We start from the raw sequence: 14017 nt of genomic DNA on the forward strand, positions 1-14017 counted from the left end.
GCCGGGCGTGTGTACGGCGAGCGCCAGGAGAACGGGCCCGTCGCGGTGGCGACGGGCCCGTTCCGTGGTCGGGGGGCGGCTCAGTTCAGCCTGGCGAAGCCGTAGTTCATCAGCTTCGTCGCGTCCTTGGCGCGCTGCGCCGAGGACGACGAGGTGAGGACCGTGCCCACGACGGTCTTCCCCTTCCGGGTCGCGGCGAAGACCAGGCAGTACTTGGCCTCCGGACCCGAGCCGGTCTTTACGCCGATCGCGCCGCTGTAACTGCCGAGCAGCGTGTTGGTGTTGACCCAGGGCGTCATCGTGCGGGTGCCGCCCTTCCTGGTGACCGTCTTCGCCGTGTACTTCTTCGTCTTCACGATCGTGCGGAAGGTGGAGCTCTTCAGCGCGCTGCTCGCCAGCTTCGTCAGGTCGCGCGGCGTGGAGTAGTTCCCGCCGTTGCCGATGCCGTCGAACGAGTCGAAGCGGGTGTTCTTCAGGCCCAGCTTCTTCGCCTCCGCGTTCATCTTGCCGATGAACGACTTCACGCGGGCCGCACGGGTCTTCCCCGTGCCGAACCTGTCGGCGAGGGCGTACGCGGCGTCGCAGCCCGACGGCAGCATCAGCCCGTACAGCAGCTGCCGGACCGTCACCTTGTCGCCGACGATGAGGCGGGCGGAGGACGCGTTCTTCGAGACGATGTAGTCGCTGTACGCCATCTGGATCGTGACCTTGGCGTCCAGGTTCAGCTTCGGCTGGGAGAGGACGACCTTGGCGGTCATGATCTTGGTGGTGGAGCCGGTGGCGCGCCTGGTGTCCGCGGCCTTGGTGTAGAGCGACCTGCCGTTCGCGTCGTTCATCACGAAGCCGCCCTTGGCGGCGATCGAGGGCGCGGCGGCGGCCCGTGCGGGCGTGGCGGCGGCGTGCGGGGGCGCGGCGGAGGCGGCCCGTGCGGGCGCGGCGGCGGCCTGCGCGGGTGCGGTGGCGAGGGCTCCGGTCGCGAGTACGGCCCCGCCGGTCAGGGCGGCGGTGACGGCTGTGCGGAGGCGGATGCCCTGAATGGCGTTTATCAAGTCGAGTACCCCGGTTTCGGTGAATTCCCCTGGTGTGCGGCCGAGTTGTGGTCGATGCGGTGCCGGCCGCGTCCGTGCGACATGTGAATAGCACGGATGGCCGTGCGGTGGCCGGGGCGGTCCGCCGCGTCCCCCTGACGAGTGGCCGGACGTCCGCATGGTGGACCGGCCTCTTCTTGCGTCCCTGTTGTATCTATCCTGTCGGCATGACCACGGCAGTGAAGCAACCCCCCGCGGCGGACCGCGTCTACACCCACGTCAAGCAGGGCGTCCTCGAGCGCCGCTACGAGGGCGGGACCCTGCTCACCGAGGGGGAACTCGCCGAGGCCGTGGGCGTCTCCCGCACACCGGTGCGCGAGGCGCTGCTCCGGCTGGAGGCCGAGGGCCTGATCCGGCTGTATCCGAAGAAGGGCGCGCTGGTCCTGCCCGTCTCCGCCCAGGAGATCGCGGACGTGGTGGAGACCCGGCTGCTGGTCGAGGAACACGCGGCGCGCAAGGCCGTACCGGCCCCGCCCGCGCTCGTGGAGCGGCTGGCGGAGCTGCTCGACCGGCAGAAGGAGCAGGCCGCCGCCGGCGACTTCGCCGCCGCCTCCGTCACCGACCGCTGCTTCCACGCCGAGATCGTCCGCAGCGGCGGCAACGAGATCCTCTCCCGCCTCTACGACCAGCTCCGCGACCGCCAGCTGCGCATGGGCGTCGCCGTCATGCACTCCCACCCCGACCGGATCGCCAAGACCCTCGCCGAGCACGAGGAGATCCTCGACGCCCTGCGCTCGGGGGACGCGGAGGCGGCCGTCGGTGTGGTCCACCGGCACGTGGGCTGGTTCTCGCACCTGGCCCGGGGGGAGATCCGATGAGTCCGGCCACGTCGGACGGGAAGGCGCTGCCCGGAGATCCTTCCCCGGAGGGGGTACCCCTGGGCGGCCGGCGTGCGATCGCCGTCTGGAGCGTCGGCGTCTCGGTCTACTTCGTCGCCGTCATCTTCCGTACGTCCCTGGGGGTGGCCGGCCTCGACGCCGCCGACCGCTTCCACGTGGGCGCCTCCGCCCTGTCCACCTTCTCCATCCTCCAGCTGCTGGTCTACGCCGGTATGCAGATACCCGTCGGTCTGCTGGTCGACCGGCTCGGCACGAAGAAGGTGCTGGGCATCGGTGTCGTCCTGTTCACGGTCGGGCAGCTGGGCTTCGCCTTCTCCCCCTCGTACGGCATGGCGCTCGCCTCGCGGGCGCTGCTCGGCTGCGGGGACGCGATGACGTTCATCAGCGTGCTGCGCCTGGGCACCCGCTGGTTCCCCGCCCGGCGCGGGCCGATGGTCGCCCAGCTCGCCGGCCTGGTCGGCATGGCGGGCAACCTGGTCTCCACCCTGGTCCTGGCCCGGCTGCTGCACGGCATCGGCTGGACGGCGGCGTTCGCGGGCAGCGCGCTGGCCGGTGTGGTCGTCTTCGTCCTGCTGCTCCTGTTCCTCAAGGACCACCCGGAGGGGCACGAGCCGGACCCGCTGCCGCACCAGGGGACCGCGTACGTACGGCGGCAGATCGCCATGTCCTGGCGGGAGCCGGGGACGCGGCTCGGGCTGTGGGTGCACTTCACCACCCAGTTCCCGGCGATGGTGTTCCTGCTGCTGTGGGGGATGCCGTTCCTGGTCGAGGCGCAGGGGCTGACCCGGGCGACGGCCGGCGGGCTGCTCACCCTCGTCGTGCTGTCCAACATGGCGGTCGGCCTGGTCTACGGCCAGATCATCGCCCGGCACCACGCGGCCCGGCTGCCGCTGGCGCTCGGCACGGTGGGCGCGACGGCGCTCCTGTGGGCGGCGACGCTCGCCTACCCGGCCGACCGTGCGCCGATGTGGCTGCTCGTCGTGCTGTGCACGGTGCTCGGTGCCTGCGGGCCGGCGTCGATGATCGGTTTCGACTTCGCGCGGCCGGCGAATCCGCCGGAGCGGCAGGGGACGGCGTCCGGGATCACGAACATGGGGGGTTTCGTGGCGTCGATGACCACCTTGTTCGCGGTCGGGGTGCTGCTGGACGCGACCGGGGACGACTACGCCGTCGCCTTCTCGTCGGTGTTCGTGCTGCAGGCGCTGGGTGTGACGCAGATCCTGCGGCTGCGGAAGCGTGCGGCGCGCAGGGAGCGGGAGCGGTTGGTCGCCAGCCGGGTGGAGACGGTGCACGTGCCGGTGTAGGCGCGGGCACCAGGGCGGGCACCGGTGCGGGCACCGGTGCGGGCCCGGCCGGGTCTGCCGCCCTCGGACCCCGCGTTCGGGCCGGACGGCCTCGTCCTCAGACGCCGGACGGGCTGGTCCCACTCCCCGGTGGCACTCTCCCCGGCGTCACTGGGTGACCACGAAGTTCCGCAGGATGGCCGCCGCCAGGTCCGGGTCGCCCTCCGTCTTGATGCGGTCCGCCGCCGCGTCCGGGCTCACGCGGCCGCAGGCCAGGCGGACGTAGGTCTCCCAGTCGAGGGTGAGGGTGGCGGCGGGGCCGAGGGCGGGGGCCGTCTCCAGGGTGCCGCGGCCCTGGATGTCGACGCGGATCGTGCGCAGGAACTCGACCGGGCCGTGGATGTCGAAGACGACGGCGGAACTGCGCGGCGCGTCGGCGCGTTCGGCGACGACGGCGGGCAGCGCGGCGAGCAGCACGTCACGGGCGACGTACGCGCCGGGGGAGTCCAGGTTGCCGGGACGGCCGAGGGCCGTGCGCAGGTCCTGCTCGTGCGCCCACACCTCGAAGGCGTGCCGGCGCATCGACTCCTCCAGGGTCAGCTCGGTGCCGAGCGGGCCGCGCACCTTGGTGCCGGGGTCCCGCGACTCGTTCCGCAGCTGGCGGTTGCGCCGGATGATCATGTATTCCAGCTCGGACGTCATCTCCGGCGCCGTGTGGTGGCGGCGGACGTCGACCTGCATCTCCATGTAGCGCTGGTGGTCGTTGGTGACGTGGAAGAGGTCGCGCGGGAGCGTGTGGATGGGGCGCGGGTCGCCGAGCATCTCGGAGTCCAGGCCCATGACGTGGGAGACGACGTCGCGCACCGACCAGCCCGGGCAGGGGGTGCGGCGGTTCCACTCTGCCTCCACAAGCGGCTGGACCAGCTCGGTTATCGCCTCGATGGAGTGAGTCCAGGCGTCGGCGTAGGGCTGGAGGGTGGGATGCAGACTCACGGAACGGGACCCCTCGGCGGTCGGTACACGGGCGGTTGTTTCGGCGGCGGTGCCTGCGGGAGGTGGCGGCGGTCAGTGGGTGTGTCGAGACGCTAAGTTACGCTGCTGTGCGGCACCCCGGCAGTGCTTTCGTGTGACGATCGTAGGCCGTGTGGACACCCTTGGGGACGGCCCGAATGGCAGGACGGTGGTAGCGTGCGCGCCTCTTTGATCCAAATCGCCGTGAACGGGGGCGAATCCGTCGAAGCGCGCCGTCGGCGGGCGGCCTCGCTGGTACGGGAACAGGCGGGCGCCGATCTCGTCGTACTCCCGGAGCTGTGGACCACGGGCGCGTTCGCCTTCGACGAGTTCGGCACGCAGGCCGAGCCGCTCGAGGGCCCGACGTACGAGGCGATGGCGAAGGCGGCGAGCGACGCGGGCGTGTGGCTGCACGCGGGGTCCGTCCCCGAGCGCGCCGCCGACGGACGGCTCTACAACACCTCTCTCGTCCTCTCCCCCTCCGGTGACCTGGCCGCCGCCTACCGCAAGATCCACCGGTTCGGCTTCGACAAGGGCGAGGCCGTACTGATGGGTGCGGGGCGCGAACTGGTGACGGTCCGTCTGCCCGGAACGACCCTTGGCGTGGCGACCTGCTACGACCTCCGTTTCCCCGAACTCTTCCGCGGCCTCGTCGACGCCGGTGCCGAGACGCTCGTCGTCCCGGCGGGCTGGCCGGAGCGCCGCCGGTCCCACTGGACGCTCCTGGCGCAGGCACGGGCGGTGGAGAACCAGGCGTTCGTCCTCGCCTGCGGAACGGCCGGGACACACGCCGGAGTTCCCCAGGCCGGTCACTCGATCGTGGTCGATCCCTGGGGAGAGGTGCTGGCGGAGGCCCGCGCGGACGAAGAGGTCCTCACGGTGGAGTTCGACCCGGCGAAGGTGGCGCGGACCCGGGAGCAGTTCCCGGCCCTGAAGGACCGGGTGCTGGGGCTGGAGACGCCTCGGTGGTAGGTCCGCCGGCGCGGACCCGGTGAGCGGCCCGCGCAGCCCCGTTGTCCCCGTTGCCCCCGTGGACCCCGTCGGCACCGCCGTGAGCGGCCCGTCCGCCCGGCCGCGGGTGCGTCGGCGCCCCGTACGACGACGACGGCTCCCAAGGCCGGATGCGGGCCTTGGGAGCCGTCGTGACGCACTGCTCGGAATCAGGCGGGACTCACTTGGTGAAGTAGCCGGTGATGTCGGCGATCAGGTCGACCGAGCCCCACTGGTTGTAGAACGTCACGTTGCCGTTGACGACCGGGACGACCACGAGGTTCGGGATGGTCTGGCCGGCGGTGAAGTTCAGGTTCGACGCGGAGGTGCGGGTGGTGCCGTCCGGGTAGACCGAGACGTAGGAGGACGAGGTCGGGTTGGTGGCGGTCACGTTGAGGACCACCGCCGTGACGCCCTCGGCCGGGACGCCCTGGATACCGGCGACGGGCAGCGTCACCGTGCCCTGGGGGCCGACGGCCGCCTTCGGCACGCCGATGCCGTAGCGGGTGTCCATCAGCCGCTTCGGACCGATGTTGATGTGCGAGGCACCCTCGGTCCCCGAGGTGAAGTAGCCGGTGATGTCGGCGATCAGATCGACCGTGCCGGCGTGGTTGTAGAAGTTCACCTTGCCGTTGACGACCGGGACGACCACGAGGTTCGGGATGGTCTGGCCGGCGGTGAAGTTCAGGTTCGACGCGGAGGTGCGGGTGGTGCCGTCCGGGTGGACCGAGACGTAGGAGGACGAGGTCGGGTTGGTGGCGGTCACGTTGAGGACCACCGCCGTGACGCCCTCGGCCGGGACGCCCTGGACGCCGGCGACGGGCAGCGTCACCGTGCCCTGGGGGCCGACGGCCGCCTTGGCCACGCCGATGCCGTAGCGGGTGTCCATCAGCCGCTTCGGACCGATGTTGACGTGGGTCGAGCCGTCGGTGCCCGTCGTGTAGTAGCCCGTGACGTCGGCGATCAGGTCGACCGTGCCCGCGTGGTTGTAGAACCGCACCTTGCCGTCGATGACCGGGACGACCACCAGGTTCGGGATGGTCCGGCCGGCGGTGAAGTTCAGGTTCGACGCGGACGTGCGCTCGGTGCCGTTCGGGTAGACCGACACGTAACTCGTCGACGTCGGGTTGGTCGCCGTGACGTTCAGGACGACCGCGCCGACGCCGGTGGACGGGACGACGCCGTTGCCGGTGACCTGCAGGACCACCTCGTCACCGGAGCCGACCTTGGCCTTCGCCACGCCCAGGCCCGACCGGGTGTCCATCAGCCGGGTCGGGGTGACGGGCTTGAAGGTCTTCGGGCCGGGCACGGTGACCGTGACCGGAGCGGACGTCGTCACCTTGCCCGAGGTGTGCGTGGCGCGGACGGCCACCGTGTGGGCGCCGTACCCCTCGATCGTGACGGACGACGTGCGGATGTGGCCCCAGCTCCAGCCGACGGCCTGGCCGTCGACCAGCACCTCGAACTTGTGGATCAGTCCGTTCTGGGTGGACGTGGTCCAGTTGACCGAGGCCTGGCCGGGCGTCTGGTAGCCGCTGCCCGCCTTGGTCGCCTCACCGCTCAGCGACGTGACGGCGAGTCCCGCCACGGTGCCGCTCGCGTAGCCGCGGATGGTGGGCAGCTGCGGGTACAGCATGGTGCCGGGGCACTCGGTGTTGTAGCCGTTGCGGTGCCCGGAGACGGCGTCGAAGGTGTAGTCCTGACCGGCGGTGAAGGACGTACGGAAGTAGTTCGTCTGCGTGGCGCCCGCGGTCAGCGTGGCCTTGCCGGCCGGGTTGACGCCGTACTGGCCGAGCTTGTACGCGATCACCCGCGACGCCGAGACCAGGGCCGCGTCGGGCGCGGTCCGCTGCGTGTAGTTGCCGATGAAGGCGACGCTCGTCGACTGGGAGTTCCAGCCGTAGGTGTGGGCTCCCATCACCGGCTGGTCGATGCCGCCCTGACGGCCCTCGAAGATCTTGCCGCACTTGTCGACGAGGAAGTTGTACCCGAGGTCGCGCCAGCCGTTGGTCTTCACGTGGTAGACGTGGATCGCCCGGACCACCGCGGCGGACTCCGAGCAGTCGTACTCCGCGTCCGTCGTGTGGTGCACGAAGGCGGCCCGGATCTTGCCGTCCGGCAGGTAGATGGGACCCTCGTCGTTCAGGCTCTCGTCCGCGCCCCAGTCGGCGCGGGAGACGATGGCCGGCTGCGGCGCCGAGGACGCCGGGCCGGGCGTCGTGGGCGGCACGTCCTGCGCGAAGGCGGCGGGCTCGGCGTTCAGGGTCCCGGAGGCACCGTCCGCCTCGGTGGTGCCCGGGTCGACCAGGTCGAGGCGCAGACCGGCCGGCAGGGTGCCGTTGGCGGCGCCGTCACTGATGCGGACTTCGGCGCCGTCGGAGGCCTCGACCCAGATCGGCTCGGTGGAACCGCGCGCGCCCGCGCGACGGCCGTCGAGCAGCGCCGGGTAGGGCTCGAGGTCCTTCCACTCGGTCCACTCACCCGTCTCGGCGTTCCTGGCCCGCGCCTGGATGGTTCCCTCGACCGTCGCCGTGGGGTCCGTCCAGGAGACACCCAGGAGGGCGAAGCGCTCGGTGTCCCGCCGGGACAGCGCGGCCTCTCCCCGGCCCTTGTCGGCGAGCGCCAGCCTGTGCACCTCGCTCTTGACGGGCGCGGACTCCTGCCCGGCGGCGCTGTACACGCTCGGCTGGTGCGCCGTCTCGTTCCCGGTCCCGACCGCGGCACCGCCCGCGACGCTCTGCAGACTCAGGACCGCGGCGACACCGAGGGCGGAGCCCACGGCCGTACGGCGTACTCGACGTCTCAATCTCAAGTTGTTCCCACCCCTGTATGAACATGACACGAACGATCGACCGCATGGTACTGACCCGCGCGGGAACGCCATGTGCCGGGGCGTGCGGAGCGCCGTCCGCGACGCCGTGACGGCCGGGGACCCGGGCGCCGCGCGGGCCGCGTACGCGTGCCGCGGGCGCCTTACCGGCGGGGCCGTACCTTTCGGGCGCCGGGGCCGTACCGGCCGGGCGCCGGGACCCTGCCGTCCGGACGCCGTACCGGCGGGGCGCCACCGCCCCGGCCCCCGGCCTCGCGGCCCCGGCCTCGCGGCCCCGGCCTCGCGGCCCCGGCCCCCCGGCCCCGGCCCCCCGGCCCCGGCCCCCCGGCCCAGTCCCCCGGCCGCTTCGTCGCGCACCGCCGTCAGTCGTCCCCCCGCTCCTTCTCCGCCAGGTGGATCACACACACCGTCAGCGCGATCAGCAGCGCCGGGTCCGCGTCGTCCCGGACGACGTCGACGCCGTAGGTGTCCCGGAGGGTCAGCCACCGCCGGGAGACGACGGCCAGCAGCTCACCGTCGTACTCGATGGCGAACTCCCGGTCGAGGATCTTGCCGCTGACGTCCAGCTCGGTGCCGTCGGCCAGGGAGACCAGGTAGTGGTTGCGCAGCAGCGACAGCCGCTTCCGCCTGAGCCGCGCCAGGGGCTCGCCGCCCCGCTCGATCACCATCGTGTCGCGCAGGGTGAACATCTTCTGGTGGATGTCGATGAGCACGTTCCCCCGGGTGTCCTTCAGCTCCCAGGTGTCCCGCAGCCGCATCGCCTTGCCGTCGACGAGGTACGCCTTGTTTCCGCGGTCGTCCTCGATCCAGTAGTCGTCACCGATGCCGAGGAGCCGGTCGTACACGAGGAATCTCATGACGTGATCGCTTCCCCCGCGCCCGGGCCGAAACGCCGCCGGTAGGCCGACGGGCTGAGCCCCGTCTCGCGCCGCAGCCGGGCCCGCAGGTTCGCGGCGGTCCCCAGCCCGCTCCGCGCCGCGACCACGTCCAGCCGCTCCTCCCCGCGCTCCATCATCCGCCGGGCGAGGGTCACGCGCTCGGCCGTCAGCCAGGCGAGCGGCGTCGTCCCCAGCTGCGCCCGGAACCGCCGGTGCAGGGTCGCCGGTGACACCGCCGCGCGCTGCGCGAGGTCCGGCACGGTCAGGGGCTCGCCCAGCCGCTCCTGCGCCCACTCCAGCAGGGGCGCGAGCGACTCGTCGGGCACGTGCGGCACCGGTCGCTCCACGAACTGCCGCTGCCCGCCGTCCCGGTGCGTGGCGAACACCAGCCGCCGGGAGACGGCGTTGGCGGTCTCGGCGCCGTGGTCCTTGCGCCAGATGTGCAGCCCGAGGTCGAGCGCCGCCGCGCTGCCCGCGGCGGTGAGGATGTCGCCCTCGTCCACGAACAGCACGTCCGGCTCCAGCAGCACCCTCGGGTGCAGTCGGCGGAAGGAGTCCGCCCACAGCCAGTGCGTGGCGGCCCGCCGCCCGTCCAGCAGCCCGGCCTCGGCGAGCGCGAAGCTGCCGGTGCAGAGGCTGACGACGCGTGCGCCCCGCGCGTGCGCGCGCCAGATGGCGTCCAGGACGGCCGGGCCGCGCGGTACGACGTTGTCCGGCCGGCCGGGGACCACGAGCGTGTCGGCCCCGTCGGCGATGTCCAGCCCGGGTACGCCGGCGAGCGTGAAGAACCCGTGGTTCATCCGGATCCCGGGGGCCGGACCGCACAGCGACACCTCGTACAGCGGCTCGGCCGGCCCCAGCTCGGGCCGCGGCAGCCCGAACAGCTCGGTGGCGCAGCCCACCTCGAACGGGTTGGTGCCTTCGTCGACGATCACGGCGACCCGGTGGGGTCGCGGCGGCTGAGAGGATCCTTGCGGCATGTGCGGTTTCTAGCACTCGTCCGCCGGGTGCGGCAGCCCGCACGATGACGTCATGTCACAGGAACCCGTCTCCCTCGCCTCCGCCCTCGCGTCCTTCACCGAGCAGTGGAGCCCCCGCATCGTCACCGCCGTCAACGACTACGACGTCCGTATCGCCAAGGCCGAGGGCGAGCACGTCTGGCACGTGCACGACCACACCGACGAGTTCTTCCTGGTCCTCGACGGCGAACTCCGCATCGCGCTGCGCGAACCCGCCGGGGAGCGCACGGTCGTCCTGCCCAAGGGCTCGGTCTTCACCGTCCTGCGCGGCACGGAGCACAAGCCGTACGCCCCCGTCCCCACCGAGATCCTGCTCCTCGAACCGACGGGGACGTCGACCGTGGGCGACCGGCACGACGAGGTGCCCGCCCACGTGGACGCGACGACGGGGCACGCGCTGACCTGAGGGGCGGCGCCGGGCGTCCCCCTTGACGCTCGAGCGCGTCCCGCTCGCCGCGCCCCTCTCATGTACGGGGGCAAAGGCTCATGTAGGGGGCAAAGTTCCAGGCCCGCCCCCACAGCTCCTCGCCGCGAGCGCCCGGCCGCCGCCCGTGGTCATCGACCCGGCGGGCCCGCGCCGTCCAGCACAAGCTGGAGGCGGAGTACGTGGCGCGGGGCACGCTGCGGCGCGGCGACGGGCCGTACGTCGCGCCGCAGCCTGAGCCGGCCACCCCGCACTGCACCGACGAGGCATCGCTGCTGGCTTCCGGGAACTTCGGGCCGGCTGCCTCCCGTCTGGCGGGCATGGACGAGGTGGCGGACGGAAGCCCTGAGGGAACAAGTCCGCCGGGGTCTAGACCCTCGCTTCCTCCATCTCCTCGATGGGCTGATCCGTGTCCTCCTCGGTGCTCTGCTCCGCGTCGGTGGAACCGGCTGCCTGCGCCTTCCGGCGCAGGTTCTCCACGTCCGTCTGCAGGCTGATGAGCTGGTCGAGCAAGATGTCGAGGGTGTGCTGCGGGATGACGGGAGTGTGATTGCCGACTTGGGGTTCGAGTAGCAACAGCTGGTCCAGGGCGTCTCTGGCCGCGGTCACGTTCGCCTTCAGGTTCTGCCGTTGGCCGGCGGCGCGCTGGCTGGCCGACCCGGAGGAGGGGGCCGCCGGGCCGTCGGCGCTCTCCGCGTCATTCTCCGTTCCGGCATCCTGGGTTTCTCGGGCGGTGCCCGCCTCGGTCGGTGTGGTGCTCTCGGTGCCTTGCGCACCTGCCCCAGGGCGCGGCGCGGGGAACAGCCCCGTCTGGGGAGGGTGCGCCTTGCGGGCACGGTCGGGGTTCGAGGCCCACACGACGTCCCACTGCGACAGCAGTTGCGGTACGCCGTCGTCGTCGCGCGCGGTCCGGTCCTGCTGGGTGAGGTCGACCCGGAAGTGTGCGTACCCCCCGCTCGCTGCGGCGCCGGCCTGCTGCTTCCGGGTCAACTGCCGCATCGTGACCGCGTTCTCGGGCAGCGTGTCGCCGCGGAACCGCTCGGCCGCCAGAGCCAGCGTCCACAACCCCACCTCGTTGTTCTGCCGGGACAGGTCCTCGATGACCTGGTTGACGTCCGCCCGGAACGGTACGCCGCCCTTCTCCTTGGCCGCCATCAGCGCCGATCCGACGTTGCGGGTCAGGAGCTTGTCGGCGATCAGGGCCACCCCGCCGGCCACGGCCAGGGTGCAGCGGGCGTGCGTGTCCCCGGCCATCGCGGGTGCCACGAGGGCGGTGAAATCGTCCGTGGGCCGCGGGTCCCACTCCTGGAGGACGTCGGTGGTGAGGACGCCCCCGTTGTTCCAGGCGTTGCGGGCCTGCTTCGTGACGTGCTTCTTGTGCGCACGCCAGGGCAGGTCGATCAGGGGGCCGAGCAGTTCCGAGAAACCCTTCAGCCCCATGCGCTTGCCGCCCTTGATGGCCTTGGCCTGGTCCTTGAGCAGGTCCAGGAGCTCAGGGCGGGTCAGGGCGTGCACCAGGTAAACGGCACGCCACAGCGCCGTGCCGGGGGGTGATACGGCGTCGCCGAAGACGTGGGGCAGGTCCTCGGACGGGATGCGGCCCACTGCCAGTCCGTAGACGGTCTGGAGGTCGTCCTTGGGAACCAGCGAGTCGCCGAGCTGGATCACCCGCTTCAGGGCGCGGGTGGCGACCTCGACGTTCTGCGCCGCCGTGTCCCACTGCTTGAACTCGACGTGTACCGAGGCCAGTACGGACCGGACCGCGTCGTCGAAGACATCCTCGGCGGCGAGCAGATGTCCGGGGTGCCCTTCCGCGCTGACGGCGATCTGGGCCGGGACGACACAGGTCTGCGCGATCTGGGCGGCGCGCGGTCCCGGTTCCGGCCCGGCGATCTCCCGGTCGAACTCCTCGGTGATCCGTCGCCTCCACTTCTGCCTTCCGGCGGCCAGCCGCCGCCCGAGGGGATCACCGCTGGACGCGGCGGGGGTCTTGCCGAACAGTGACTCGACTGCGAGGCCGGCGACCTCCGCGGCGTCCGCGTCAGGTCCCGCGAGGACCTCCCAGGCGCTCGCGAGCCGGGTGATGCCGTCTCGTACCACGAGGGCGTGGAAGGACTCCGTGCCGTCCTCGAACCAGATTTCGACCGGGTGGGTGATCAGGTTCCGGGTGATCTTCCGGGCCAGGACCGAGGGCCCGTAGCTGTTGAGTGACAGGGTCCCGTGGAGCGTCTGCCAGACGTGGTCCCGCAGATGGTCGAGGTCCTGGTACCGGCACCGGACGCTGGCGCAGGGGCGGCCGTCGGTCGTGGTGATCCCCTGTACCTGGGGGTCGGGGATCTCCATGACCTCCATCCCGGTACGGGGCTGGATGCCGGGCAGCAGTTCGCTCAGGTGGACCCGGGTGACGATCGAGCGCAGTGTCGCGCCGTCGACGTTCTCGGCCATGAGCAGCCCGTTGGGTTCCGAGGCGGTGGGCCGCAACTGCACGGCCACCGCCTCGGGGCTGGTCGTGGCGCGGCCGACGGCCTCCCAGGCTGCGTCGGGCAGCAGCGCGACAGGATTGGCCCTGCCCGCGTCGAGGACCTCGGCGAGACCGGCGTCGGATCCGGGAGGCGGCAGTCGCGGCTCGACATTCGATACCACTACGGAATCGGAGCCCCACTGCACGGTGAGGGAGCGGGGGGCGTTGTGGGACATGGCGACGTCCTCTCGGACGGATCGGATGGGGCGATCGGATCGGACGGATCGAGCGGACCGAGCGGGTCCGAGTACGGAGTGGACGGAAGAGGCCGGGCGAGGCGCGCGGAGCCGAGGCCCGCGCGCCGTGTCACAGGTCGAAGGGGAACCCGGCGCCGGGAAGCAGTTCGGGCAGCCACTCCCAGAGGAAGCGGCGGTTGTGCTGTCGGGCGAGGGACTGGTAGGCGCAGTAGGCGACGAATTCCGCCGCCTCCAGGAGGCTTTCCGTCCCGGCCGCCGCGTGGGGCGGGCCGTCGGAGAGGTGGGGCGCCGCGAGCGGGGGCTCGGTGGCGAGGTCGTACCACGAGGCGGCGGCGGTGTTCGCACGAACGACGGCAAGCCCTGATGCGGAGGCCGGGGTGTTCCGCGCGAGCTGTCTGAGCAGGGCGTCCGTGGGCCCCGACGTACCGGGGGCGCGGACCCGGGCGGTGCCGACGGTGGTGCCGGGCAGCGAGGCGATGGCCGTGAGTCCCCGCCGGAGGACGTGCCGGTGCCCCCATTGCTCGGCCTTGCTGGGACCCCTCCTCGCCGAGGAGGGGCGCGGCCTGCCCTGACCGGCCGCGAGCTTTCTGGCGCGGAGCGTGTCACCGCGCCGGATATTCAGCGCGGGGTCGGCGTGGAGCGCCTCGCGGAACTCGGACCAGACCGCGACGGCGGACTTGGACTGCACGGCAGTGCTGTCGATGCGCAGCCATCCGGCCACGGACATGTCGCGGTCTCCCGAGAAGACGCAGACATGGACACACCGGGGATGTGTATTCGCACGGATGGGCGGTTCGGGCGATAGATCGTCTCCGCCGCCGGCGGCGGGACCGGCGAGATGATCCGCGATAGCGTTCATGGTTGACTCCATGCCACAACAAGTGAACTGATGGAGCGTCCGCTGCAACGGCGGTGCTCGCGCGTTGCAGGCGCCTTC

11 protein-coding genes and 1 pseudogene are annotated in these 14017 nt (G+C 71.9%); 5 read left to right on the forward strand and 7 right to left on the reverse strand.

Features of this window, described 5'->3' with window-relative positions; all coding sequences use genetic code 11:
- Positions 1–80 precede the first annotated feature (80 nt).
- Positions 81–1049: a D-alanyl-D-alanine carboxypeptidase family protein gene (locus ACZ7G3_RS20370; RefSeq protein WP_470927249.1), complete on the reverse strand. Its 969-nt coding sequence runs from the start codon at positions 1047–1049 to the stop codon at positions 81–83.
- A 206-nt stretch (positions 1050–1255) separates the two neighbouring features.
- On the opposite strand from ACZ7G3_RS20370, the gene ACZ7G3_RS20375 reads away from it, so the two are divergent.
- A complete protein-coding gene (locus tag ACZ7G3_RS20375; RefSeq protein WP_470927251.1) occupies positions 1256–1906 on the forward strand; it encodes a GntR family transcriptional regulator in 651 nt (216 codons plus the stop codon).
- The gene (locus ACZ7G3_RS20380; protein ID WP_470927253.1) at positions 1903–3231 is read left to right on the forward strand and encodes an MFS transporter; all 1329 of its coding nucleotides are present in this window, start codon (positions 1903–1905) and stop codon (positions 3229–3231) included. The genes ACZ7G3_RS20375 and ACZ7G3_RS20380 overlap by 4 nt, the downstream gene beginning before the upstream one ends.
- Before the next feature lie 147 nt (positions 3232–3378).
- Here ACZ7G3_RS20380 and ACZ7G3_RS20385 read toward each other — a convergent pair whose 3' ends face one another.
- Positions 3379–4203 carry a maleylpyruvate isomerase family mycothiol-dependent enzyme gene (locus ACZ7G3_RS20385; RefSeq protein WP_426602621.1) on the reverse strand — a complete coding sequence of 275 codons (825 nt, stop codon included), beginning with the start codon at positions 4201–4203 and terminating at the stop codon, positions 3379–3381.
- Between the two features lie 195 nt (positions 4204–4398).
- On the opposite strand from ACZ7G3_RS20385, the gene ACZ7G3_RS20390 reads away from it, so the two are divergent.
- A complete protein-coding gene (locus tag ACZ7G3_RS20390; RefSeq protein WP_470927255.1) occupies positions 4399–5193 on the forward strand; it encodes a carbon-nitrogen family hydrolase in 795 nt (264 codons plus the stop codon).
- A gap of 199 nt (positions 5194–5392) precedes the next feature.
- On the opposite strand, the gene ACZ7G3_RS20395 is transcribed toward ACZ7G3_RS20390, so the two are convergent.
- The 3 genes from ACZ7G3_RS20395 to ACZ7G3_RS20405 all read right to left on the reverse strand — a co-directional run bounded on the left by ACZ7G3_RS20395 (position 5393) and on the right by ACZ7G3_RS20405 (position 9899).
- The gene (locus tag ACZ7G3_RS20395; protein WP_470927257.1) at positions 5393–8017 is read right to left on the reverse strand and encodes a peptidoglycan recognition protein family protein; all 2625 of its coding nucleotides are present in this window, start codon (positions 8015–8017) and stop codon (positions 5393–5395) included.
- A gap of 386 nt (positions 8018–8403) precedes the next feature.
- Positions 8404–8898: an LURP-one-related/scramblase family protein gene (locus ACZ7G3_RS20400; RefSeq protein WP_470927259.1), complete on the reverse strand. Its 495-nt coding sequence runs from the start codon at positions 8896–8898 to the stop codon at positions 8404–8406.
- Positions 8895–9899 carry a helix-turn-helix domain-containing protein gene (locus tag ACZ7G3_RS20405; RefSeq protein ID WP_470927261.1) on the reverse strand — a complete coding sequence of 335 codons (1005 nt, stop codon included), beginning with the start codon at positions 9897–9899 and terminating at the stop codon, positions 8895–8897. Before ACZ7G3_RS20405 ends, ACZ7G3_RS20400 begins: the two co-directional genes overlap by 4 nt.
- Positions 9900–9951: 52 nt before the next feature.
- On the opposite strand from ACZ7G3_RS20405, the gene ACZ7G3_RS20410 reads away from it, so the two are divergent.
- Both ACZ7G3_RS20410 and ACZ7G3_RS20415 read left to right on the forward strand, forming a co-directional pair.
- The gene (locus ACZ7G3_RS20410) at positions 9952–10344 is read left to right on the forward strand and encodes a cupin domain-containing protein (RefSeq protein ID WP_470927263.1); all 393 of its coding nucleotides are present in this window, start codon (positions 9952–9954) and stop codon (positions 10342–10344) included.
- A gap of 182 nt (positions 10345–10526) precedes the next feature.
- Positions 10527–10655: pseudogene (locus ACZ7G3_RS20415) on the forward strand (thioredoxin-like domain-containing protein); the annotation flags it as partial.
- Between the two features lie 76 nt (positions 10656–10731).
- Here ACZ7G3_RS20415 and ACZ7G3_RS20420 read toward each other — a convergent pair.
- Together ACZ7G3_RS20420 and ACZ7G3_RS20425 are read right to left on the reverse strand one after the other, a co-directional pair.
- Complete coding sequence (locus tag ACZ7G3_RS20420) at positions 10732–13059, reverse strand: hypothetical protein (RefSeq protein WP_470927264.1); 2328 nt, start codon at positions 13057–13059, stop codon at positions 10732–10734.
- Between the two features lie 130 nt (positions 13060–13189).
- Positions 13190–13807, reverse strand: coding sequence for a hypothetical protein (locus ACZ7G3_RS20425; RefSeq protein WP_426602608.1), 618 nt, complete (start codon positions 13805–13807; stop codon positions 13190–13192).
- Between the last annotated feature and the right edge of the window lie 210 nt (positions 13808–14017).

Source organism: Streptomyces sp. NPDC037271, from assembly GCF_055603605.1.

Bases quoted from the DNA above. Each gene is read 5' to 3' on its own strand.
- ACZ7G3_RS20410 (WP_470927263.1), top strand. From the start codon at position 9,952: ATGTCACAGGAACCCGTCTCCCTCGCCTCCGCCCTCGCGTCCTTCACC.
- ACZ7G3_RS20420 (WP_470927264.1), bottom strand. From the start codon at position 13,059: ATGTCCCACAACGCCCCCCGCTCCCTCACCGTGCAGTGGGGCTCCGAT.
- ACZ7G3_RS20400 (WP_470927259.1), bottom strand. From the start codon at position 8,898: ATGAGATTCCTCGTGTACGACCGGCTCCTCGGCATCGGTGACGACTAC.
- ACZ7G3_RS20375 (WP_470927251.1), top strand. From the start codon at position 1,256: ATGACCACGGCAGTGAAGCAACCCCCCGCGGCGGACCGCGTCTACACC.
- ACZ7G3_RS20405 (WP_470927261.1), bottom strand. From the start codon at position 9,899: ATGCCGCAAGGATCCTCTCAGCCGCCGCGACCCCACCGGGTCGCCGTG.
- ACZ7G3_RS20380 (WP_470927253.1), top strand. From the start codon at position 1,903: ATGAGTCCGGCCACGTCGGACGGGAAGGCGCTGCCCGGAGATCCTTCC.
- ACZ7G3_RS20425 (WP_426602608.1), bottom strand. From the start codon at position 13,807: ATGTCCGTGGCCGGATGGCTGCGCATCGACAGCACTGCCGTGCAGTCC.